This window comes from Pseudomonas sp. Colony2 (assembly GCF_019382755.1).
In the GTDB taxonomy this organism is placed as follows: Bacteria; Pseudomonadota; Gammaproteobacteria; order Pseudomonadales; family Pseudomonadaceae; genus Aquipseudomonas.
Map to the genome: position 1 here is coordinate 5,093,670 of NZ_CP080030.1, position 20,323 is coordinate 5,113,992.

The following is a 20,323-nucleotide window of genomic DNA, read 5'->3' on the forward strand; positions in this document are numbered from 1 at the left end:
TCTTGATCTTGATCTGACTGCCCCATTCAGCCCGAGGCCGAACGCAGGTATTGCGCAGCGGGTAAACCGGCAGGACGCCGGTTTAGCCGCGCCGGGCCATGGATGGCCCGTCGCGGCGGCCCGCGGAGYAATGCCGGAGTGAGGGAACGCCGAGCCRMAGCGAGGCGCCGACAGGCGGGGCAGAGCGTTTTGGTTACTTTTGCGCTTTTCAAAAGTGACCCGCTGTAAGAGCGGAACCATAAGCAGCCGTTACCGMAGAAACGGATATGTACCCGACAAGCCAAGGGACACCACCATGCCGATGTTCAACAAAATCCTCATAGCCAACCGTGGCGAAATCGCCTGCCGCATCCAGCGCACCGCCCAATCCCTGGGCTACCGCACCGTAGCGATCTACAGCGAAGCCGACGCCGACGCCCTGCACGTCCAGATGGCCGACGAAGCCATCAACATCGGCCCCGCCCCCGTCACCCAGTCCTACCTGAACATCGAAGCCATCCTCAACGCAGCCCACCGCACCGGCGCCGACGCCATCCACCCCGGCTACGGCTTCCTCTCCGAAAACCCCGACTTCGCCCGAGCCTGCGCAAACGCCGACCTCACCTTCATCGGCCCCAGCCCCGAAGCCATCGACCTGATGGGCAGCAAACGCCTCTCAAAAATCGCCATGCTCAACGCCGGCGTCCCCTGCATCAAGGGCTACCAAGGCCCCGACCAGGACGACCCAACCCTGCAACAACAAGCCACCCACATCGGCTACCCACTGATGATCAAGGCCAGCGCCGGCGGCGGCGGCCGCGGCATGCGCCTGGTACACAACCCCGACACCCTGCTGGAACACCTGCGCACCGCCCGCTCCGAAGCACAAAACGCCTTCGGCAGCGCCGAACTCATCCTCGAACAAGCCCTGATCGCCCCCCGCCACGTCGAAATCCAACTGTTCGGCGACACCCACGGCAACCTGATCTACCTCGGCGAACGCGACTGCTCGGTCCAGCGCCGCCATCAAAAAGTCATCGAAGAAGCCCCCTGCCCCGTCATGACCCCCGAGCTGCGCCAAGCCATGGGCGAAGCCGCCCTCAAGGCCGCGCGCGCCGTCAATTACGTCGGCGCCGGCACGGTGGAGTTCCTGCTCGACCGCGACGGCAATTTCTACTTCCTGGAAATGAACACCCGCCTGCAGGTCGAACACCCGGTCACCGAACTGATCACCGGCCTCGACCTCGTCGCCTGGCAACTGCACATCGCCGCCGGCCAACCTTTGCCCCTGAGTCAGGAACAAGTGACCCTAACCGGCCACGCCATGGAAGTGCGCCTGTACGCCGAAGACCCGGCCCAGGGCTTCCTCCCGCAAACCGGCGACGTACTGCGCTGGGACCCGGCGCCAGGTGTGCGCATCGATCATGGCGTGCTGGAAGGCCAGCGCATCACCCCGTTCTACGACTCGATGCTGGGCAAGATCATCGCCCACGGCGCCACCCGCGAAGAGGCCCGGCGCAAGCTGGTCAGGGCCGTGGAAGACTGCGTGCTGCTCGGCGTGCCCACCAACCAGCGCCTGCTGGCCAGCCTGCTCAAGCATCCACACTTCATCGCCGGCGATTTCAGCACCGGCTTTATTGCCGAACACTTCAGCGACATCCCGCGTACCCACGCGACCAACGAAGAGCTGGCCCTGGCCGCCGCGCTGTTTTACCAACACAGCGCCAGCGCTCACACCCAGCCATTATCCGGCTGGCGCAACAACGCCAGCGTACCCTGGACCTGGCAATTGGCCGAACACGACGAGCCCCGGACCATCAGCCTCAGTGTGCTGGCGGACAATTGCCTGCACGTCGAGATTGATCAGCACGCCATCGAAATACGCGACCTCTCCACCGACGGACGCTGGGCCACCGCCGTTCTCAACGGCATTCGCCGTCGCATTGCCTACCACCTGCAAGGCACCCGGCTCTGGTTGCCCGGCGTGTGCATCAATGATCGAACCCAAACCGTCGCCACCCGCCAGGCCGAGGCCGGCAACGGCACGGTCAAGGCGCCGATGGATGGGGCAATTGTCGAAGTACGGGTCAGCGAAGGCGATTCGGTCAGCAAGGGCCAGCTGTTGCTGGTGCTGGAAGCGATGAAAATGGAGCACCCACTCAAGGCCGGCATGAGTGGCGTGGTCAAGCGAATCCAGGCGGTTGCAGGCGATCAGGTCAGGAACCGTCAGATTTTGCTGGAGATCGAGTAAGCCCTGGGCGGAACTAGCAGGCTTGGCTACGCTCTATCCCCATCAGGACGGGAAGAGTACGGGAACCTGCGATGCCTCATTGGCTGATTATTGATCTTGAAGCCACAACGGATGAAGGCGGCTGGCCCGTGACCGAGATGGAAATCATCGAAATCGGTGTGAGCCTGGTCAACCGCCAGGGCCGTGAACTGGACCATTTCCAGCGTTTCGTGCGGCCATTGCGCAGGCCGCTGCTGACGCCGTTCTGCCGCCAGTTGACCCACATCACCCAGGCGAATATCGACGCTGCCGCGCCGTTGATCGAGGTGTGGCCGCTGTTCGAACGCTGGCTTGGCCAGCACCAGGCACGCCTGGAAGGCTGGGCGAGCTGGGGTGACTACGATCGCCAGCAACTGGAACTGGAGTGGCAGCGCCATGGCTTGAGCAGCGTGCTGGGCCAGACGCCCCACGTGAACCTCAAGCAACGCTTCGCCAAGGCCCGGCGCCTGGACAAGCCGCTGGGGCTCAACGGCGCGCTGCAACTGGCCGGCATGCAGTTCCACGGCCAACAGCATCGGGCGCTGGAAGATGCACGCAATACCGCACGGCTGCTGCCGTTGATTTTGCCCGTGTAGAAGGCATACTGGCCGACCTTTCTTGACCCTTTTCCGAGGATTCGCCCATGTTTAAAGTCAACGAGTACTTCGACGGCACCGTCAAGTCGATCGCTTTCGGCACTGCAGAAGGTCCGGCGACCATCGGCGTCATGGCCCCGGGTGAATACGAGTTCGGCACTGCCCAGCGTGAAATCATGCACGTGGTATCGGGCGCACTGACCGTCAAGCTGCCAGACAGCACCGACTGGGAAACCTTCGCCGCCGGCAGCCAGTTCAACGTGCCAGCCAACAGCAAGTTCCAGCTGAAGGTGGCGGTCGACACCGCCTACCTGTGCGAATACCGCGGCTAAACGTTCGATAGCCGAAAAAAATGCCCGTCTCGCGAGAGACGGGCATTTTTCATTTCAGGGCTGCTTACTCTAGGATCGTCACCGGCATGCCGACTTCCAGGCGGCCCACCCCATCGTTGACCAGGTTCTGCCCAAACATCACATCGCCCTCTTGCTCGCGGTAGGTCTTGAGCGTGGCCAGCGGTTCGCGGTCGGCACTGCGCTCGCCACTCGCCGGGTCGATGGTGGTGAGGATGCAGCGTGAGCAGGACTTGACCACGCGAAACTCCACGTCACTAATCCGTATCCGCTTCCAGCCGTCTTCGGCAAAGGCTTCGCTGCCCTCGATCACCAGGTTGGGGCGAAAACGCAGCATCTCCATGGGCCGACCGATACGCTGGGACAGGTCATCCAGGGACGCCTGGCCGATCAGCAGCAACGGAAAGCCATCGGCAAACGCGACCTTGTCATCATCCTTGCCGTAGCCGGCCTCGGTCGTGCGTGCACGGGACAGCGGCACTTGCACCAGCCGCGTGGGTTTGCCGATGAATTCGCTGAGCCAGGCGCCCGCCTCGTCACCGGCATCCGGCACGCGCAAGGTGTCACGCCAGATGGTCACGCCGCGCAACTCGGCATCGCTGCCGGGTAGTGGCACGTCAAGCGCAGGTTGGCCCTCGGCGCTCAAGGTCAGGCCACCGGCGCTGTTCCACAGCGCCGAGAGCTGGCTCATCCTGGCCACGGCGCGCTGGGTCAGGAAACGCCCGCTGGCCTCGTCCACCAACATCCAGCGTCGATCCCCGTCGAGCCCGAGTGTGTCCAGGCCGATCTGCTGCAAGGATTCACCCTTGCCGGACTTCAAGGGGTATCGGTACAACGCGCTGAGACGAAGCATGGGCCTGCATTCCTGAGGGACAAAGCCGTCACCCTAAGCTCAAGCCGGGACTTCGTCCAGCATCAGGCGCTGACGTACCACGTCCACCAACTTGTCGGGCTGGAACTTGGAGAGGAAGTTGTCGCAACCGACCTTCTTCACCATCGAGTCGTTGAAGCTGCCGGACAACGACGTATGCAGCACCACGTACAGGCTGCGCAGGCGCGGGTCGTTGCGAATCTCGGTGGTCAGGCGGTAGCCGTCCATCTCGGGCATTTCGGCGTCGGTGAAGATCATCAACAGCTTGTCGGTCATCACCTGGCCACTGTCGGCCCAGGCCTTGAGCATGTTCAGTGCCTTGAGGCCGTCGCTGGCAATGTGCATCTTCACCCCCAACTGTCCGAGGGTGTCACGCAGTTGCGAGAGGGCGACGTTGGAGTCGTCCACCAGCAGCACTTCGCGGCCGCGGGCGCGTTCCAGCACCGGGTCTTCAAGTTTCTCGCGGGAAACCTTGGCGTTGTAGGGCACGATTTCGGCGAGGACTTTTTCCACGTCGATGATTTCCACCAACTGGTCATCGACCTTGCTGATGGCCGTCAGGTAATGCTGGCGCCCGGCACTTGCCGGCGGCGGCAGGATCGCCTCCCAGTTCATATTGACGATGCGGTCGACGCCGCCCACCAGGAACGCCTGCACCGAGCGGTTGTACTCGGTGACGATAATGGTGCTGTTGGGGCCCGGAATCAGCGGACGCATGCCAATCGCCTGGGACAGGTCGATCACCGGCAACGTCTGCCCACGCAGGTTGACCACGCCGCAGACAAATGGGTGGCGCTGGGGCATCAGGGTCAACTTGGGCAGTTGCAGCACTTCCTGCACCTTGAACACGTTGATCGCGAACAGCTGCCGCCCGGCCAGGCGAAACATGAGGATCTCCAGGCGATTCTCACCCACCAATTGTGTGCGTTGATCTACCGTGTCGAGAATGCCGGCCATTAAAGACTCCTGGGGTTTAGCGGATGGATAGTGCTGGTCACTGAAGCAGGTTATCGGCGGCAAACGCCGGACCTTGACCCCCCACTAAAATGCCATGCAAATCCATTGATGTCACACTGACATCATGCTTTACTGAACCCGCTTCAACGCAAGGCCCATCACCACCGCCGCGCGACCGCAAAGTCTGCGCGAGGTTCCGCTATGTAAGGGATTCCCCTATCCACAATCAGGACCAACCTGATATTCGCGATATCTAATAGCCATTAATGTGACGCCATTCTCATTGCATGAATGGAGTCAGGCTTTTGTTTGCTATCGCAAGCCCACGGCCAACGGATCATCCAGTGGCTTATGTACTGGCACCCAAAGAAGTTGTGCGAATGTCCCTGGAAATTGTGGGGCACTGGGACGACGGTCGTCATTCAAATAAATTTCCTACTGAAAAGTCGGAACGGGCCTACAGATATTCGTCATATTTCAGCGGTAGTTTTACGCCATTCAACCGGTGCAACATCTCATCATCCGATCGTATGTTCTGGAGACTTGTGTGATGAACGACGGCAAAGAGTGGCAACTTGCACTTCCCGAGTTCCTCCTCGAAGCGGAAATGTTGCTGGCCAAGTCTGAAGAATGCTTGAGCCACCTGCATTTGATCCGCAACGACAGTGACGCGATCGACTGCATGAAAACCAACCTGATCAAGCTCGCGGAAAAATCCGAAGCCTTGGCCCTGAGGGCGATCAGCGAGTTCTCACGGCATATCCAGTACCTGATCAGCAACGCCGCCAGCCCCCTGCAACTGCATGACGAAGCACTTGATGCACTGCACAACTGCCTCACCCTGCTGGCCTGGCAACTGGAGTTGATCGATACAAAAACCGGCAAGCTCGGCCTGGATGAAACGGAACAAACCGTGTTGATCGCCACCGTTGTCCAACACATCCCCCAAAGCGATTTTGGCTATAAGCAACAACACAGGCCTTACGCTATTTGAGGCTTCTTCGCATTCAAGCGACAAAAATGTCGCATTCAATTGCCTGATTATCTAAAAACGACACCACAACTATTTATGCATCACGACGTCGTTAGCAGAAAAATATCAATAAGCCACTAACGACAATACTGATACAAAACAACTTCAATGATACAACTTCCCCACTCGTTGAACTCCGGGACTACCTTCCGGGACGCTGCCGTGATTAATACGCCTCATCCCGCTCGGCGCCAGGCGACCAACGGTAATAGTGGTGGTACCATGCCCCGCTCGAAGTGACTCAACTTCATGATGCATATAAACGTGAAATGCGCCTCCTATGTACGCCAGCCTGAAGTCACTCATCGCAAGGTCCGTGTCCCGAAGCAATGCACGCTGGATAACCCTCGCGCTATGCCTGTGCGCGTGCCTGCTCAGCCTGTGGGCTTATGCACACTCGGCCGATCTTCCCCTGGCGCTGTTGTCAGTGAACCTGGCCACCCTGCTGGTGGTGGGCTTGCAACAGTGGCGCTCACGCAAGTCCATCAAGTTCCAGCCCCAGGAGTTGGCCGACCGCCTGTTGCAGGTCCAGGAAAACGAACGTCATCGCCTCAGCCGCGAACTGCACGACGATATCGGCCAACTGTTGACCGCCGCCAAGCTGCAAAGTGAATGGCTCAAGCGCCGTCTTCCGGAAAACCTGCAGGGCCACTGTGCGGTGCTGTGCAACACCCTCAACGAAACCCTGGCCAAGGTGCAGGACGTGTCGGCCATCCTCAACCCCCGGCAACTGGCGAGCCTGGGCCTTGAGGCGAGCCTGCGGGCGCATCTGCTCAAGACCCTGGAAAACACCCGGGTAAGCTGGAGCCTGGAATGCCATCAACGGCTGACCGGCATCCCGGAAGAGATGGCTGTTGCCGCCTTTCGCATTACCCAGGAAGCCGTCACCAACATGCTGCGCCATGCCCAGGCACGTAACCTGCTGGTACGCCTGCAACGCCTGCCCGAAGGCCTGTCACTGTTTATCAGCGATGACGGCCAGGGCTTTTCGCCCGCCATCAACCCCGCCCAGGAAGGCCAGCGGGGCATGGCCGGGATGTCCGAGCGGATTGATCAACTGGGAGGCACATTGTCGGTCAATAGCCAGCCAGGCTCCGGGACGAGGATCGAAGCGCTTTTCCCCTGGGCGCCCCGCGCCCTCGAACGGGCCAACCCCCATAAGGTTCTAGAGTGACGTGCAACTTACTCCTGGTGGATGACCACTCCCTGATCAGGGCCGGCGTGCGTGCGCTGGTCATGGATATTCCCGGCTACGCGGTGATCGGTGAAGCGAGCGACGGCGCGCAGTTGCTGGAGCGGTTTGACGCGCTGCAACCCGACATCGTGCTGCTTGACCTGTCGATGAAGCACACCGGCGGGCTCGATGCATTGAAAGACCTCAAGCGCGCCTACCCGAAGAGCAAGGTGCTGATCCTGTCGATGCACACCGACCCGGAGCTGATCATGTGCGCGCTGGAGTCCGGCGCCCATGGCTACCTGCTCAAGGACACCACGGCCAATGAGCTGGAGCACGCGCTGCTGGCGTTGCGCAACAACGAACGCTACCTCAGCCCGGCAATCGCCCATACGGTGATCAACCAGGCGCTGATCCGCAATCAGGCCCAGGTCAACCCGCCGCCCCACAGCCACAACCTGACGGCACGCCAGTTGGAAATCCTGCGCTTGATCGTGCGCGGCAAGTCCACCCGTGAAATCGCCAATGGCCTGGGTCTGAGCATCAAGACCGTGGAAGCCCACCGCTCGCAGATCATGAAGCGCCTGCAGATTTTCGACGTGGCGGGCCTGGTGCTGTTCGCAGTGCGCGAACAGATCATCAGCCTTGACGATTAGTCAGCAACGGTGAGTCCTCCGGCAGATGCACCCGCAGTGCCTGGGGCAAGGCCGAGAAGTGCAAGTCGTCACCCTGGAGTGGTTCGCCGTCGAGGTTGATCGCCAGCCCTTCGGCGACCTTGATTTCGACCCACGGCAAGCGCGCCCGCACAAACATATTGTCCAGGCCCCAGCCGTCCGTCATCAGGTTGCGCAGGGTGCCGACCACTTCCTGCGGCGCCGGCAAGATGCTGATATCCAACAAACCATCATCGGCCAGGGCGCCGGGGCACAGCACGTGGCCACCACCGGCCTGGCGCCCGTTGCCGATGCCCAGGGCCAGCAGCTCGCCGCGCCAGTGAAAGTCAGGGCCCTGCAATTCACCGTAGGCCGCGCGCAACTCGCTGAAGCGTGACAGGCCGGTAAACAGATACGCCGCGCCACCGAGGACTTTCTTCAAGTCTTCGGAGGTGTTGGCAGTGACCTGGCTGCCAAAACCACCGGTGGCCATATTCAGGAAGATCTGCCCGCCTACTTCGCCCAGGTCGATGGCACGGGCCGGTACATCCAGCAGGTCCAGGGCCTGCTCGGGCTCCAGCGGCACACCTGCGGCGCGGGCAAAATCGTTGGCGGTACCGAGGGGCATCAGCACCAGACTGGCCTCGGTCTTGGCCCGGGCCATGGCCTCGGCCACATCCCGCAGGGTGCCGTCACCGCCGCCGGCAATCAGCCGCGTGTAGCCATCGGCAAGGGCCTGATCGACAAACCGCTGGGCATCGCCACCCTCCCACGTCACCCGTACGGCCAGGTCCCAGCCCTGCTCGCGCTTGCCCTGCACCGCCGCCCGCACCTGCTCGTTGAGGGCTTGCTTGCCGTGCAGAATCAACAGTGCCTTGGGTGTGCTCATGGATGAATGCTCCTGGGTTTAAGGTTCCTGAGGGATGTTGACCGTGGCCAATCGAAAAAAAGCCATCGGATGTAGAAATTAACCGGGTTTTGTAGCGTTTCTGACACGGATCAACTCGCACTTGGCGAAATCGACCTAGACTTATACCTATTGCCACCCGACAAGGCCGTCGCACCATGATCACCATGTCCGCCTTCCACTCCATGCTTATCCCCATCCTGACCGGCATGATCCTCCTGGCCATCGGCTTCAACTTCCGCGACAAACCCATCGGTGTGTTCGGCATGTGGATCGGCATGCTGCTGATCCTCGGCACCGTGGTTTACAAGATCCTCGCCAAACTCGCCGAATGACAATCTCACTCGCATTGCACATGACGGCCTCGTACACTCGGTCAATTCGTCGTTTTTAAGGTTGACCGCCTCGTGCTTGCCCGTCTGTTTGCCCTGCCCTGTTGCCTGCTTTTCTGCCTGCTGACCCTGCTGCCCATGGCGCCTGCCCACGCCGTGAGCCTGCCGGGGCTGCTGGGCAGCAACACCAAAACCCAGCCGCAAGCCGACGTCCCGTTGGGCCAGTCCCTGGACGAGGTGATCAAGACCCTGGAAAACGACCAGCAGCGCACCAAGCTGCTGAGCGACCTGAAAAAGCTCCGTGAGACCACGCAAAAGGCCCAGCCCGCCGCCGAACTGGGTGTACTCGGTCTGATCGGCGGCACGCTGTCGAGCCTGGAGCAACAATTCTCCGGTGCCGACAGCCCGCTCAATCGCTGGTCCAACGAGTTTGACCAGGCCAAGGATGAACTCACCGCACTGATGCTGCCGGCCAGCGAATGGCTGCCGATCATCTTTGCCTTTGCCATGATCCTGATGCTCTGGAGCCTGCTGGCCGCGATCCTGATCTGGCTCAGCCACCGGGTGCGCGAGCGCTTCGGCCTGACCGAAGAACTGCCGCAACACCCCAAGACCTGGGACCTGCTGCGCTTTGCCCTGCGCAAGCTCGGCCCGTGGCTGATCGCGTTGGTGATCACCGTCTACATGAGTTACGCACTGCCCTCGTCCCTCGGCAAATCCCTGGCGATGGTGCTGGCCTACGCGCTGGTGGTGGGCACCTGCTTCTCGGCGATCTGCGTGGTCGCCTTTTCCGTACTCGACGGCCCGCACCGTCACCGCGCGTTGTACATCCTGCGCCACCAGGCCTTCCGGCCGTTATGGCTGATCGGCAGCTTTGCCGCCTTTGGCGAAGCCGTCAGCGACCCGCGCCTGGCCGAGAGCCTGGGCCAGCACCTGTCCCATGTCGCCGCGACCATCGCCAATGTCATGGCCGCGCTGTCCACCGGTGTGTTCATCCTGCGATTCCGCCGGCCGATTGCGCACCTGATCCGCAACCAGCCGCTGTCCCGCCGCCTGACCCGCCGCGCCCTGAGTGACACTATCGAAATCGTCGGCACCTTCTGGTACCTGCCGGCGTTGCTGCTGGTGGGCATCTCGCTGTTCGCCACCTTCGTCTCCGCCGGCGACACCAGCACCGCCCTGCGCCAGTCGTTGTTGTGCACGGTGTTGCTGGTGCTGTGCATGGTGATCAACGGCCTGGTGCGCCGCCATTCCCTCAAGCCGCAGCGTGGGCACAAGCGCCATGCGCTGTACTCCGAGCGCCTGAAAAGCTTCGTCTACACCCTCGCCCACCTGGTGGTGTGGCTGGTGTTTATCGAACTCGGCCTGCGGGTCTGGGGCCTGTCGCTGATCCGCTTTACCGAAGGCGACGGGCATGAAATCAGCGTCAAGCTGTTCGGCCTTGCCGGCACATTGCTGTTTGCCTGGCTGATCTGGATCCTCAGCGACACCGCGATCCACCACGCCCTCACCCGCTCGCGCAAAGGCCTGGCCAACGCGCGTGCGCAAACGATGATGCCGTTGATTCGCAACGTGCTGTTCGTGACCATCTTCATCATTGCCGCCATCGTCGCCCTGGCGAACATGGGCATGAACGTCACGCCGCTGCTGGCGGGTGCCGGTGTGATCGGCCTGGCCATCGGTTTTGGTGCACAGTCGCTGGTGGCGGATTTGATCACCGGCCTGTTCATCATTATCGAAGACTCCCTGGCGATTGATGACTATGTGGATGTCGGCGGTCACCTGGGTACGGTCGAAGGCTTGACCATCCGTACCGTGCGCCTGCGGGACATCGACGGCATCGTGCATACGATCCCGTTCAGTGAAATCAAAAGCATCAAGAACTACTCCCGGGAGTTCGGCTACGCGATCTTCCGGGTGGCGATTCCCTACAACATGGAAATCGACGACGCCATCAAGCTGATGCGCGACGTCGGGCAGAAGATGCGCAACGACCCGTTGCAGCGGCGCAATATTTGGTCGCCGCTGGAGATTCAGGGTGTAGAAAGTTTCGAGTCCGGCAGTGCGATTCTTCGCGCCCGCTTCAAGACCGCGCCGATCAAGCAGTGGGAGGTTTCGCGGGCGTTCAACCTGTCGCTCAAGCGTCACCTCGACGAAGCCGGGCTGGACCTGGCCACCCCGCGCTTGAGCGTGCAAGTGGTGACAGCGGCGGGAGGCGTGCAAGAGAAAGAATAAGCGCTGCCCGGACGACGTCAGGATCAACAACAATAATCATGGAGAGTCCTTATGCGTTTGACCGGTCTTACACACCAATGGGTATTCGGCCTGCTGTGCGGTGTCGCCAGCAGTGCGGTCATCGCCGCCAACAGCGGCCAGGACAGTGCCCGCGAAACCATCGCCGCCCAGGCCAAAGTACTGGAACCGGCCTTGCTGGAAACCCGGCGCGACATCCACGCCCATCCTGAACTGGGCAACACCGAACATCGCACCGCGGAGCTGGTGGCCAAGCAACTGCGGGAGATGGGGCTGGAGGTCAAGACTGGCGTGGCGCGCACGGGCGTTGTCGCCATCCTCAAGGGCGCCCTGCCCGGCCCGACCGTGGCCTTGCGCGCCGACATGGATGCGCTGCCGGTCAAGGAAGTCTCCGGCCTGCCCTTCGCCTCGAAGGCCAAGGGTGTGTACCTCGATAAAGAAGTCGACGTGATGCACGCCTGCGGCCACGACGCCCACACCGCCATCCTGCTGAGCACGGCGAAAATCCTTACAGGTATGCGCGATCGTCTGCCTGGGACCGTGGTGTTTTATTTCCAGCCGGCTGAAGAAGGCCCGAGCGACTTTATCCCCGACGGTAAAAACACTTGGGGCGCGAAGATGATGGTGCAGGAAGGGGTGATGAAATCGCCCAAGCCGGATGCCGTTTTTGGGCTGCATGTGTGGGCCGGGGTGCCTGCGGGGCAGATTGCGTATCGGCCGGGGCCGACGCTGGCGAGCTCGGATGACCTGCGGATCAAGATCCTGGGCAAGCAGACCCATGCGGGGCGGCCGTGGGATGGGATCGATCCGATTACCGTGGGGGCGCAGGCCATTGTGGGGCTGCAGACGGTGGTCAGTCGGCGTACCGACATTTCTTCGTTTCCGGCGGTGGTGAGTATTGGCACCATCAACGGAGGGACGCGGTACAACATCATTCCCGAGTCGGTGGATATGAGTGGGACCATTCGCTCCTACGACTATGGCATTCGCCAGAAGCTGCATGCGGATGTGCGGCAGACCGTCGAGAAGATTGCCGAGAGTGGTGGGGCGAAGGCTGAGGTGACGATCATTGAGAAGTACGATCCGACCATCAACAACCCGGCGCTGACCGAGAAGATGCTGCCGAGTTTGCGTTGGGCGGCGAATGGCGACGTAGTGAATGCCCCGTTGGTGGGTGGGGCTGAGGACTTCTCGTTTTATGCCAAGGAAGCGCCAGGGTTGTTTGTGTTTCTGGGGGTGACGCCGAGGGATCAGGACATGAGCAAGGCGGCGCCGAATCATAATCCGGGGTTCTTTGTGGATGAGTCGGCGTTGGTGGTTGGGGTTCGGACGCTGGCTTCGTTGGCGACGGATTATTTGTATGCCAATGCGGGGGATTGAGGGTATATCCGTTATTCAGGTAACGGCCGCCTAGGGTTCCGCTCTTGCCCCACCACTCTGCACCTCGCTCGGGCTTAAGTGTGGTGAAGCAACAGCAAACCCAAAGGCGGACACGATCCAAATGTGGGAGCGGGCTTGCTCGCGAAGGTCGTTAACGATGACGTGGGTATCCTGACTCAACGCGGCGCCCTAAGGTTTTTCGCGAGCAAGCCCGCTCCCACATACAGCGGCTCTGCTTTTGCTCTAACACCCAGGTCATCGGGGTAAAGCCCTGTGCTTACTTGGGGCTGGGCCGGCATTCCAGCTGTTCAAAAGTGAGCCGCTGTGAGAGCGGAACCAAAAGCCGCCGTGACCTAAATAACGGATACACACAGGCAAAACGTCAAACCACATCCACCCCCACATGAATCGCATCATGCCGCCAAAACTCCAGATCACAATCAATCAACCGCTCATGCTGATCATAATTAACCCGAGCAATCCGCAACCCCGGGCTCCCCACCGACACCCTCAACGCCGCCGCAGCCTCAACCTGCAATGACGTCGGCACAATCTCAAACCGCACCCGCCCGTAGTGCAAGTCATACACCCGCGCATACAACTCCGTAATCGACTGATTCAAATCACACCCCAGAATCCCCGGAAAATACTGCGGGTTCAGATAGTGCTCCACATACAACACCAACCGCCCATCAATCCTGCGCCCCCGGCAAATCTGAATCACGCTGGACAACGCCGGCAACTGCAACCACGCACACACCGCCGCCGAAGCCGGCTGCAACCGCGCCGAAATCACCTCGGTCGACGGCACCCGACCCTGGGCACTCACCATCGCGTGAAAATGACTGCGCTGCATCAGGTTATAGGCAAGCCTGGGCGGTGACACAAACCACCCCCGCCGCTCCTCGCGATAAATCTGCCCTTGGGCCTCAAGTTGTAACAAGGCTTCCCGCACCGTAATGCGGGTGGTACCAAACAACTCGCTGAGCTTGCGCTCGGCCGGCAGCTTACTGGCAGGCGCCAACAAGCCATGGTCGATCTGCTCTTGCAGCGCCAGGCCAATGGTTGTCACCGCTTTGGTTGCCTCATCACGCATCAACGTTACCTATCTGGACTAGACCAGCACTATTCAGGTGCACAAAACGCCCGCTAAACGCGCCTCTGCTGTTGCGTGCAAGCCTAGGCATTGCACATGACCGACAGATGACAGCGCCTCGCGACGTCCTGCCACAAGACCTGCAATACATCGGCCAAGTCCAAGGCTTCCGGGCGGTTGGGCATGGTCTACGCTTACCCGGTGATCCCCCGTCCAGGCCAACAAAAAACGACATCGACATGAAACTGTCATCCGCCACGCCTAAATTGGCTCGTGTATTGCTGACCTAGACCAACACCACCGCAAACGTCGATAAAAACGCAGCGTTGAAAACGCCCAAAGGAGCTTCGGATGAAACAGCTTTTCCTGGCATCACTGTTAGGCTCGACCATTGCCATGTGCACCGCCGCCATGGCCGCTGATACCGATCTAAAAACCCTGGAAGCCGCCGCGAAAGCGGAAGGCGCCGTCAACAGCGTCGGCATGCCCGATGACTGGGCCAACTGGAAAGGCACCTGGGACGACCTGGCCAAGACCTACGGCCTCAAGCACATCGACACCGACATGAGCTCCGCCCAGGAAGTCGCCAAGTTTGCGGCAGAGAAAGACAACGCCAGCGCCGACATCGGCGACGTGGGTGCAGCCTTCGGCCCGATCGCGGTGAAACAGGGCGTTACCCAACCGTACAAACCGACCACCTGGGCACAAGTCCCGGATTGGGCGAAAGACAAGGACGGTAACTGGGCCCTGGCCTACACCGGCACCATCGCCTTTATCGTCAACAAAAAGCTGTTGCACGGCTCCGAAGCTCCGAAAAGCTGGGCTGACCTGAAGACCGGCAAATACAAGGTTTCCATCGGTGACGTGAGCACCGCCGCCCAGGCGGCCAACGGCGTACTCGCCGCCGCACTGGCCAACGGTGGCGACGAGAAGAACATTCAGCCGGCGCTGCTGATGTTCGCCGACATCGCCAAGCAAGGCCGCCTGTCGCTGGCCAACCCAACCATCGCCACCATGGAAAAAGGCGAAGTGGAAGTGGGCGTGGTCTGGGACTTCAACGGCCTGAGCTACAAGGCCAAGATGGCCAACCCGGATGACTACGTGGTGCTGATCCCATCGGACGGCTCGGTGATTTCCGGCTACACCACGATCATCAACAAATACGCCAAGCACCCGAACGCCGCCAAGCTGACCCGCGAATACATCTTCAGCGACGCCGGCCAGACCAACCTGGCGCGTGGCAATGCACGGCCGATCCGTGCCGAGCACCTGACCTTGCCAGCCGACGTACAGGCCAAGCTGCTGCCTAACGAGCAGTACAAGAAAGTCACGCCGATCAAGGACGCCGACGCTTGGGAGAAGACCTCCAAGGCACTGCCGCAGAAGTGGCAGGAAGAAGTCATCATCAATATGCAATAAGGCTTAACACGCCTGTTCAAGTGGAACGCGGTCAGTGTGGGAGCTGGCTTGCCTGCGACAGCGGTATGACATTCAGCAGTATTGTCGACTGACACACCGCTATCGCAGGCAAGCCAGCTCCCACATTTGATCGGTGTTCCAACCGAAAAACCGAGTCAAGCCTATTTGTTGCGGAGCCCCAGCCCCTATGAAGCACAACGTCATCCTTGTCGTGCTCGACGGCCTGAATTACGAGGTTGCCCGACACGCCATGGGGCACTTGCAGGCCTATGTCGGCGCAGGACGCGCAGCACTGTACAAACTGGAATGTGAACTGCCGGCCCTGTCCCGGCCACTGTACGAATGCATCCTCACCGGCGTCCCGCCGATCGAGAGCGGCATCGTCCACAACAACGTCTCGCGCCTGTCCAACCAGCGCAGCATTTTCCATTACGCCACCGACGCCGGTTTATCCACGGCGGCGGCGGCGTATCACTGGGTCAGCGAGTTGTATAACCGCTCGCCCTTTATCGCCGCCCGGGATCGGCATACCAGCGACTCGGCCCTGGCGATCCAGCACGGGCATTTCTACTGGAATGACCATTACCCGGACTCGCACCTGTTTGCCGACGCCGAAAGCCTGCGCCTCAAACACGCGCCGAATTTCCTGGTGGTGCACCCGATGAACATCGACGATGCCGGCCACAAGCACGGCCTCGACACCCCGCAATACCGCAACAGCGCGCGCTCGGCCGACATCATCCTCGCCGACTACCTGCAAGGCTGGCTCGACGCCGGTTACCAGGTACTGGTGACGGCCGACCACGGCATGAACAACGACCGCTCCCACAACGGCCTGCTGCCGGAAGAACGGGAAGTGCCGCTGTTTGTGCTGGGTGATGCCTTCAGCCTCGACACCCACGCCACGCCCAAACAAACCGAGCTGTGCGGCACCGTCTGCGAGCTGTTGGGTGTACCCCACGACAAACCTGTATGCCGGGAGCTGTTGAAGTGAATTCAGTGATCCGCGGCAAATGGCTGGCCGCCTTGTGCCTGGTGCCCTTCGCCATCTTCTTTATCGTGTTCGAAATCGCCCCGCTGGTGTGGGTGATGATCAGCAGCGTCCAGTCCGAAGAGTTCGGCTGGGGCCTGGCCAACTTCAGCAAGATCTTCAGCTCGAAGTTCTATATGCAGGCGATCCAGTACAGCCTGGAAATCAGTTTCTACTCCAGCGTGTTCGGGATCATCATCGCCGTACTCGGCAGCTACTCGCTGCGCCGGGTCGACGGGCCGCTGCGCAATTTCGTGACCGCGTTCGCCAACATGACCAGCAATTTTGCCGGCGTACCCCTGGCCTTCGCCTTCATCATCCTGCTGGGGTTCAACGGCAGCATCACCATCATGCTCAAGCAGGCGGGGATCATTCAGGACTTCAACCTGTACTCCAAGACCGGCCTGATCATCCTTTATACCTACTTCCAGATTCCCCTCGGCGTGTTGCTGCTCTACCCGGCCTTTGATGCACTGCGTGAAGACTGGCGCGAGTCTGCTTCATTGCTCGGCGCGGACGGCTGGCAGTACTGGCGGCACATCGGTCTGCCGGTGCTGACCCCGGCGCTGCTGGGCACCTTCGTGATCCTGCTGGCCAACGCTCTCGGCGCCTACGCCACGGTGTACGCGCTGACCACCGGCAACTTCAACGTGCTGCCGATCCGCATCGCGGCGATGGTCTCCGGCGATATTTCCCTGGACCCGAACATGGCCAGTGCCCTGGCCGTGGTGCTGGTGGCGCTGATGACCGTGGTGACCGTGGTCCATCAACTGCTGCTCAAGAGGAGCTACCATGTCTCGCGCTGAACCTGGCTCGGCCGCCCTCTACCACCGCGTAGTGGTGTATCTGTTGTTTGCAATCCTGGTGCTGCCGTTGCTCGGCACCCTGGTCTACTCCATCGCCAGCAGTTGGTCGGCGACCATCCTGCCATCCGGCTTTACCTTTAAATGGTATATCCAGCTGTGGAGTGACCCGCGCTTCCTGAATGCCTTCGGCCAGTCGCTGCTGGTGTGCGTCGGCGCGCTGATCTTGTCGGTGGTGCTGATCCTGCCGCTGCTGTTTGTGGTGCATTACCACTTTCCGAAACTCGACGCGCTGATGAACATTTTGATCCTGCTGCCCTTCGCAGTGCCGCCGGTGGTGTCGTCGGTGGGGCTGTTGCAGCTCTACGGCTCGGGGCCATTTGCGATGGTGGGTACGCCGTGGATCCTGATCGGTTGCTACTTCACCGTGGCGCTGCCGTTCATGTACCGGGCGATCACCAACAACCTGCAAGCGATCAACCTGCGGGACCTGATGGACGCCGCCCAACTGCTCGGTGCCAGCACCTTCCAGGCGGCGTTCCTGGTGGTGCTGCCGAACCTGCGCAAGGGCTTGATGGTGGCATTGCTGCTGTCGTTCTCGTTCCTGTTCGGCGAGTTCGTGTTCGCCAACATCCTGGTGGGCACCCGCTACGAAACCCTGCAGGTGTACCTCAACAATATGCGTAACAGCAGCGGCCACTTCACCAGTGCCCTGGTGATCTCCTATTTCTTCTTCGTGCTGGTGCTGACCTGGGCCGCCAACATCTTGAACAAGGACAAAAGCCAATGAGCTTCGTCAGCGTCCAACACCTGCAAAAAGGCTACGCCGGTACGCCGGTATTCAGTGACATCAACTGCGAAATCGCCAAGGGCGAATTCGTCACCCTGCTTGGCCCGTCGGGCTGCGGCAAGTCGACCCTGCTGCGCTGCATCGCCGGCCTGACCTCGGTGGACAGCGGGAAAATCCTGCTGGATGGCCAGGACATCGTCCCGCTGAGCCCACAGAAACGGCATATCGGCATGGTGTTCCAGAGCTACGCGCTGTTCCCCAACATGACCGTGGAACAGAACGTCGCCTTCGGCCTGCGCATGCAGAAGGTCAATGCCGACGACAGCCACAAACGCGTGCAGGAAGTGTTGCAACTGGTGGAGCTGAAAGAACTCGCCGGCCGCTACCCGCACCAGATGTCCGGCGGCCAGTGCCAGCGCGTGGCCCTCGCCCGCTCCCTGGTGACGCGCCCGCGCCTGTTGCTGCTGGATGAACCGCTGTCGGCCCTCGATGCACGGATTCGCAAGCACCTGCGTGAACAGATTCGCCAGATCCAGCGTGAGCTGGGCCTGACCACCATCTTCGTGACCCATGACCAGGAAGAAGCCCTGACCATGTCCGACCGGATCTTCCTGATGAACCAGGGCAAGATCGTGCAGAGCGGCGATGCCGAGACCCTCTACACCGCGCCGGTGGATGTGTTCGCCGCGGGCTTTATCGGCAACTACAACCTGCTGGACGCCGACAAGGCCAGCAAACTGTTGCAGCGTCCGATCACCGGGCGCATCGCCATTCGCCCGGAGGCCATTGAGCTCAGCCGCAGCGGTGAGCTGGATGCGTTGGTGCGCAGCCACAGCCTGTTGGGCAACGTGATTCGCTACCGCATCGAAGCCCGTGGGGTGGAATTGGTGGTGGACGTGCTCAACCGCTCGGCTGACGATCTGCACCCGGACGGTCAGCGATTGGCACTTTCCATCGACCCAAGTGCGTTGTGTGAAGTAGCCTGACGCACGATTTATTTGAGAGAGCGTGACAGATGGCATTGGTAATTTTTGATCTGGACGACACCCTGATCCACGGCGACTGCGCCACCCTGTGGAGCGAGCAGATGGGCCGCCTGGGCTGGGTGGATGGCGAGTCGTTCATGCGCAAGAACGACGAACTGATGGCGGCCTACAGCCGCGGTGAGCTGGCCATGGAGGATTTCATGGACTTCAGCCTGGAGCCGATGATTGGCCGCACGCCGGAAGAGATCGAGCACCTTGTAGAGCCGTGGGTGGAAGACGTTATCGAGCCGCTGATCTACAGCGAAGCCACCCGTACCATTGCACAGCACCGCAAGAATGGTGACCGGATTTTGGTGATCTCGGCGTCGGGGACGCACTTGGTCAAGCCGATTGCGGCGCGTATCGGCATTGATGAAGTGCTGGGGATTGAGCTGGACGTCGCCCATGGGGTGTACAGCGGCAAGACCACAGGTGTACTGACTTACCGCGAAGGCAAGATCACTCGCCTGATGGAATGGCTGGAGCAGGAAGGTGAGCACCTTGATGGGGCGTACTTCTACTCGGATTCGCGCAATGATTTGCCGCTGTTGCTGAAGGTGGAGAACCCGCAGGTGGTGAATCCGGACCCGGTGCTGCGGGCGCATGCTGAGAAGGCTGGGTGGCCGATTCATCATTGGGTGTGACGTTTTGTGCTGGTTTGAGGTGAGTACATATCCGTTATTTAGGTAACGGCCACCTATGGTTTCGCTCTTACAGCGAGTCACTTTGCAAAAGCGTGTACGGACCGGACACATGGTTGACGGGTGTACGGGGACATGGTGGACACTTTTCGGCGAGCTAACTACGCCGGAAAACCATCATGCCCTGGAATACGAGAGACGCCATGAGCCTGAAAAAAGAGTTCGTTGCCTTAGCCCGGCAACCCGGCAGCAATAAACGAGAACTGTGTCGACGGTTCGGTATCAGTCCCCAAACCGCGTACAAGTGGCTCGGTCGCTACGAAGAACAAGGCCAGCAAGGTCTGCTGGAGAAATCCCGCAGGCCAGCCACTAGCCCAAAACTTACCGAGCCCGCGCTGGAGACTGAAGTCTTGGCAATTAGGCGGGAGCATCCAGCCTGGGGCGGCCGCACGATCAGCAATCTGTTAGATAAGCGTATCGCTCCTAGCACTGTCACCAATGTCTTACATCGCCATGGTTTGGTTCAAACGGTCCCAAAAGAGTTACAGGCAGCAAGGTTGAGGTTTGAACACGACGCGCCCAATGATCTTTGGCAGATGGATTTCAAAGGGCATTTCCCAACGCAACAAGGCCGATGCCATCCGCTAACTGTTTTGGACGACCATTCTCGTTTCAACTTGGCAATCAAAGCCTGTGCCAACGAGCGCACAGCCACGGTACAGGAGCAGTTGATCGCGGTTTTTCGGCGCTACGGTTTACCAGCTC

19 protein-coding genes and 1 pseudogene are annotated in these 20,323 nt (G+C 60.6%); 16 read left to right on the forward strand and 4 right to left on the reverse strand.

The window, feature by feature from the left end; all coding sequences use genetic code 11:
- Window positions 1-295 precede the first annotated feature (295 nt).
- The 3 genes from JV201_RS20210 (at window position 296) to JV201_RS20220 (ending at window position 3,176) form a co-directional block, all read left to right on the forward strand.
- Window positions 296-2,230, forward strand: coding sequence for an acetyl/propionyl/methylcrotonyl-CoA carboxylase subunit alpha (locus JV201_RS20210; protein ID WP_219405975.1), 1,935 nt, complete (start codon window positions 296-298; stop codon window positions 2,228-2,230).
- Window positions 2,231-2,301: 71 nt separating this feature from the next.
- Window positions 2,302-2,844, forward strand: coding sequence for an exonuclease domain-containing protein (locus JV201_RS20215; protein WP_003219774.1), 543 nt, complete (start codon window positions 2,302-2,304; stop codon window positions 2,842-2,844).
- 47 nt (window positions 2,845-2,891) lie between these two features.
- Window positions 2,892-3,176, forward strand: coding sequence for a pyrimidine/purine nucleoside phosphorylase (locus tag JV201_RS20220; protein WP_003183665.1), 285 nt, complete (start codon window positions 2,892-2,894; stop codon window positions 3,174-3,176).
- 64 nt (window positions 3,177-3,240) lie between these two features.
- Here JV201_RS20220 and JV201_RS20225 read toward each other — a convergent pair whose 3' ends face one another.
- Both JV201_RS20225 and JV201_RS20230 read right to left on the reverse strand, forming a co-directional pair.
- Window positions 3,241-4,047: an MOSC domain-containing protein gene (locus tag JV201_RS20225; protein WP_219405976.1), complete on the reverse strand. Its 807-nt coding sequence runs from the start codon at window positions 4,045-4,047 to the stop codon at window positions 3,241-3,243.
- A gap of 39 nt (window positions 4,048-4,086) precedes the next feature.
- On the reverse strand, window positions 4,087-5,022 hold the full coding sequence (locus JV201_RS20230; protein ID WP_008430676.1) for a chemotaxis protein CheV: 936 nt from the start codon (window positions 5,020-5,022) through the stop codon (window positions 4,087-4,089).
- A gap of 550 nt (window positions 5,023-5,572) precedes the next feature.
- Here JV201_RS20230 and JV201_RS20235 point away from each other — a divergent pair.
- The 3 genes from JV201_RS20235 to JV201_RS20245 all read left to right on the forward strand — a co-directional run bounded on the left by JV201_RS20235 (window position 5,573) and on the right by JV201_RS20245 (window position 7,885).
- Window positions 5,573-6,016 carry a hypothetical protein gene (locus JV201_RS20235; protein ID WP_003219767.1) on the forward strand — a complete coding sequence of 148 codons (444 nt, stop codon included), beginning with the start codon at window positions 5,573-5,575 and terminating at the stop codon, window positions 6,014-6,016.
- Window positions 6,017-6,335: 319 nt separating this feature from the next.
- Entirely contained in the window at window positions 6,336-7,229 is an 894-nt protein-coding gene (locus tag JV201_RS20240; protein WP_003219766.1) for a sensor histidine kinase, read from the forward strand.
- The gene (locus JV201_RS20245) at window positions 7,226-7,885 is read left to right on the forward strand and encodes a response regulator transcription factor (RefSeq protein ID WP_003219763.1); all 660 of its coding nucleotides are present in this window, start codon (window positions 7,226-7,228) and stop codon (window positions 7,883-7,885) included. Before JV201_RS20240 ends, JV201_RS20245 begins: the two co-directional genes overlap by 4 nt.
- Here JV201_RS20245 and yegS read toward each other — a convergent pair.
- Window positions 7,847-8,771: pseudogene (yegS, locus tag JV201_RS20250) on the reverse strand (lipid kinase YegS); the annotation flags it as partial. The gene JV201_RS20245 and the pseudogene yegS sit on opposite strands and share 39 nt — an antisense overlap.
- A 176-nt stretch (window positions 8,772-8,947) precedes the next feature.
- Here yegS and JV201_RS20255 point away from each other — a divergent pair.
- The 3 genes from JV201_RS20255 to JV201_RS20265 all read left to right on the forward strand — a co-directional run bounded on the left by JV201_RS20255 (window position 8,948) and on the right by JV201_RS20265 (window position 12,754).
- Complete coding sequence (locus JV201_RS20255; RefSeq protein ID WP_003219760.1) at window positions 8,948-9,124, forward strand: hypothetical protein; 177 nt, start codon at window positions 8,948-8,950, stop codon at window positions 9,122-9,124.
- A 72-nt stretch (window positions 9,125-9,196) separates the two neighbouring features.
- A complete protein-coding gene (locus tag JV201_RS20260) occupies window positions 9,197-11,356 on the forward strand; it encodes a mechanosensitive ion channel family protein (RefSeq protein ID WP_003219758.1) in 2,160 nt (719 codons plus the stop codon).
- Window positions 11,357-11,407: 51 nt separating this feature from the next.
- Window positions 11,408-12,754 carry an amidohydrolase gene (locus tag JV201_RS20265; RefSeq protein WP_219405977.1) on the forward strand — a complete coding sequence of 449 codons (1,347 nt, stop codon included), beginning with the start codon at window positions 11,408-11,410 and terminating at the stop codon, window positions 12,752-12,754.
- A gap of 382 nt (window positions 12,755-13,136) precedes the next feature.
- Here JV201_RS20265 and JV201_RS20270 read toward each other — a convergent pair whose 3' ends face one another.
- Window positions 13,137-13,850, reverse strand: a complete 714-nt coding sequence (locus tag JV201_RS20270) for a UTRA domain-containing protein (protein WP_003219754.1) — start codon at window positions 13,848-13,850, stop codon at window positions 13,137-13,139.
- A 351-nt stretch (window positions 13,851-14,201) separates the two neighbouring features.
- Here JV201_RS20270 and JV201_RS20275 point away from each other — a divergent pair, with 351 nt between their 5' ends.
- From JV201_RS20275 to JV201_RS29880, 7 genes are all read left to right on the forward strand, one after another.
- Entirely contained in the window at window positions 14,202-15,269 is a 1,068-nt protein-coding gene (locus tag JV201_RS20275; protein WP_003219752.1) for an ABC transporter substrate-binding protein, read from the forward strand.
- A gap of 187 nt (window positions 15,270-15,456) precedes the next feature.
- On the forward strand, window positions 15,457-16,263 hold the full coding sequence (locus JV201_RS20280) for an alkaline phosphatase family protein (RefSeq protein ID WP_003219750.1): 807 nt from the start codon (window positions 15,457-15,459) through the stop codon (window positions 16,261-16,263).
- A complete protein-coding gene (locus JV201_RS20285; protein ID WP_003219748.1) occupies window positions 16,260-17,105 on the forward strand; it encodes an ABC transporter permease subunit in 846 nt (281 codons plus the stop codon). Before JV201_RS20280 ends, JV201_RS20285 begins: the two co-directional genes overlap by 4 nt.
- Complete coding sequence (locus JV201_RS20290) at window positions 17,092-17,892, forward strand: ABC transporter permease (protein ID WP_003219747.1); 801 nt, start codon at window positions 17,092-17,094, stop codon at window positions 17,890-17,892. The genes JV201_RS20285 and JV201_RS20290 overlap by 14 nt, the downstream gene beginning before the upstream one ends.
- Window positions 17,889-18,878, forward strand: coding sequence for an ABC transporter ATP-binding protein (locus tag JV201_RS20295; RefSeq protein WP_003219745.1), 990 nt, complete (start codon window positions 17,889-17,891; stop codon window positions 18,876-18,878). The genes JV201_RS20290 and JV201_RS20295 overlap by 4 nt, the downstream gene beginning before the upstream one ends.
- A gap of 29 nt (window positions 18,879-18,907) precedes the next feature.
- Window positions 18,908-19,561 carry an HAD family phosphatase gene (locus tag JV201_RS20300; RefSeq protein ID WP_003219744.1) on the forward strand — a complete coding sequence of 218 codons (654 nt, stop codon included), beginning with the start codon at window positions 18,908-18,910 and terminating at the stop codon, window positions 19,559-19,561.
- Window positions 19,562-19,737: 176 nt separating this feature from the next.
- Window positions 19,738-20,323: helix-turn-helix domain-containing protein (locus JV201_RS29880; RefSeq protein WP_374707372.1), on the forward strand; the 586-nt coding region annotated here is incomplete at its 3' end.

Coding starts and splice junctions, on each gene's coding strand:
- JV201_RS20210 (WP_219405975.1), top strand. CDS start 296: ATGCCGATGTTCAACAAAATCCTCATAGCCAACCGTGGCGAAATCGCC.
- JV201_RS20215 (WP_003219774.1), top strand. CDS start 2,302: ATGCCTCATTGGCTGATTATTGATCTTGAAGCCACAACGGATGAAGGC.
- JV201_RS20220 (WP_003183665.1), top strand. CDS start 2,892: ATGTTTAAAGTCAACGAGTACTTCGACGGCACCGTCAAGTCGATCGCT.
- JV201_RS20225 (WP_219405976.1), bottom strand. CDS start 4,047: ATGCTTCGTCTCAGCGCGTTGTACCGATACCCCTTGAAGTCCGGCAAG.
- JV201_RS20230 (WP_008430676.1), bottom strand. CDS start 5,022: ATGGCCGGCATTCTCGACACGGTAGATCAACGCACACAATTGGTGGGT.
- JV201_RS20235 (WP_003219767.1), top strand. CDS start 5,573: ATGAACGACGGCAAAGAGTGGCAACTTGCACTTCCCGAGTTCCTCCTC.
- JV201_RS20240 (WP_003219766.1), top strand. CDS start 6,336: ATGTACGCCAGCCTGAAGTCACTCATCGCAAGGTCCGTGTCCCGAAGC.
- JV201_RS20255 (WP_003219760.1), top strand. CDS start 8,948: ATGATCACCATGTCCGCCTTCCACTCCATGCTTATCCCCATCCTGACC.
- JV201_RS20265 (WP_219405977.1), top strand. CDS start 11,408: ATGCGTTTGACCGGTCTTACACACCAATGGGTATTCGGCCTGCTGTGC.
- JV201_RS20270 (WP_003219754.1), bottom strand. CDS start 13,850: ATGCGTGATGAGGCAACCAAAGCGGTGACAACCATTGGCCTGGCGCTG.
- JV201_RS20275 (WP_003219752.1), top strand. CDS start 14,202: ATGAAACAGCTTTTCCTGGCATCACTGTTAGGCTCGACCATTGCCATG.
- JV201_RS20280 (WP_003219750.1), top strand. CDS start 15,457: ATGAAGCACAACGTCATCCTTGTCGTGCTCGACGGCCTGAATTACGAG.
- JV201_RS20290 (WP_003219747.1), top strand. CDS start 17,092: ATGTCTCGCGCTGAACCTGGCTCGGCCGCCCTCTACCACCGCGTAGTG.
- JV201_RS20295 (WP_003219745.1), top strand. CDS start 17,889: ATGAGCTTCGTCAGCGTCCAACACCTGCAAAAAGGCTACGCCGGTACG.
- JV201_RS20300 (WP_003219744.1), top strand. CDS start 18,908: ATGGCATTGGTAATTTTTGATCTGGACGACACCCTGATCCACGGCGAC.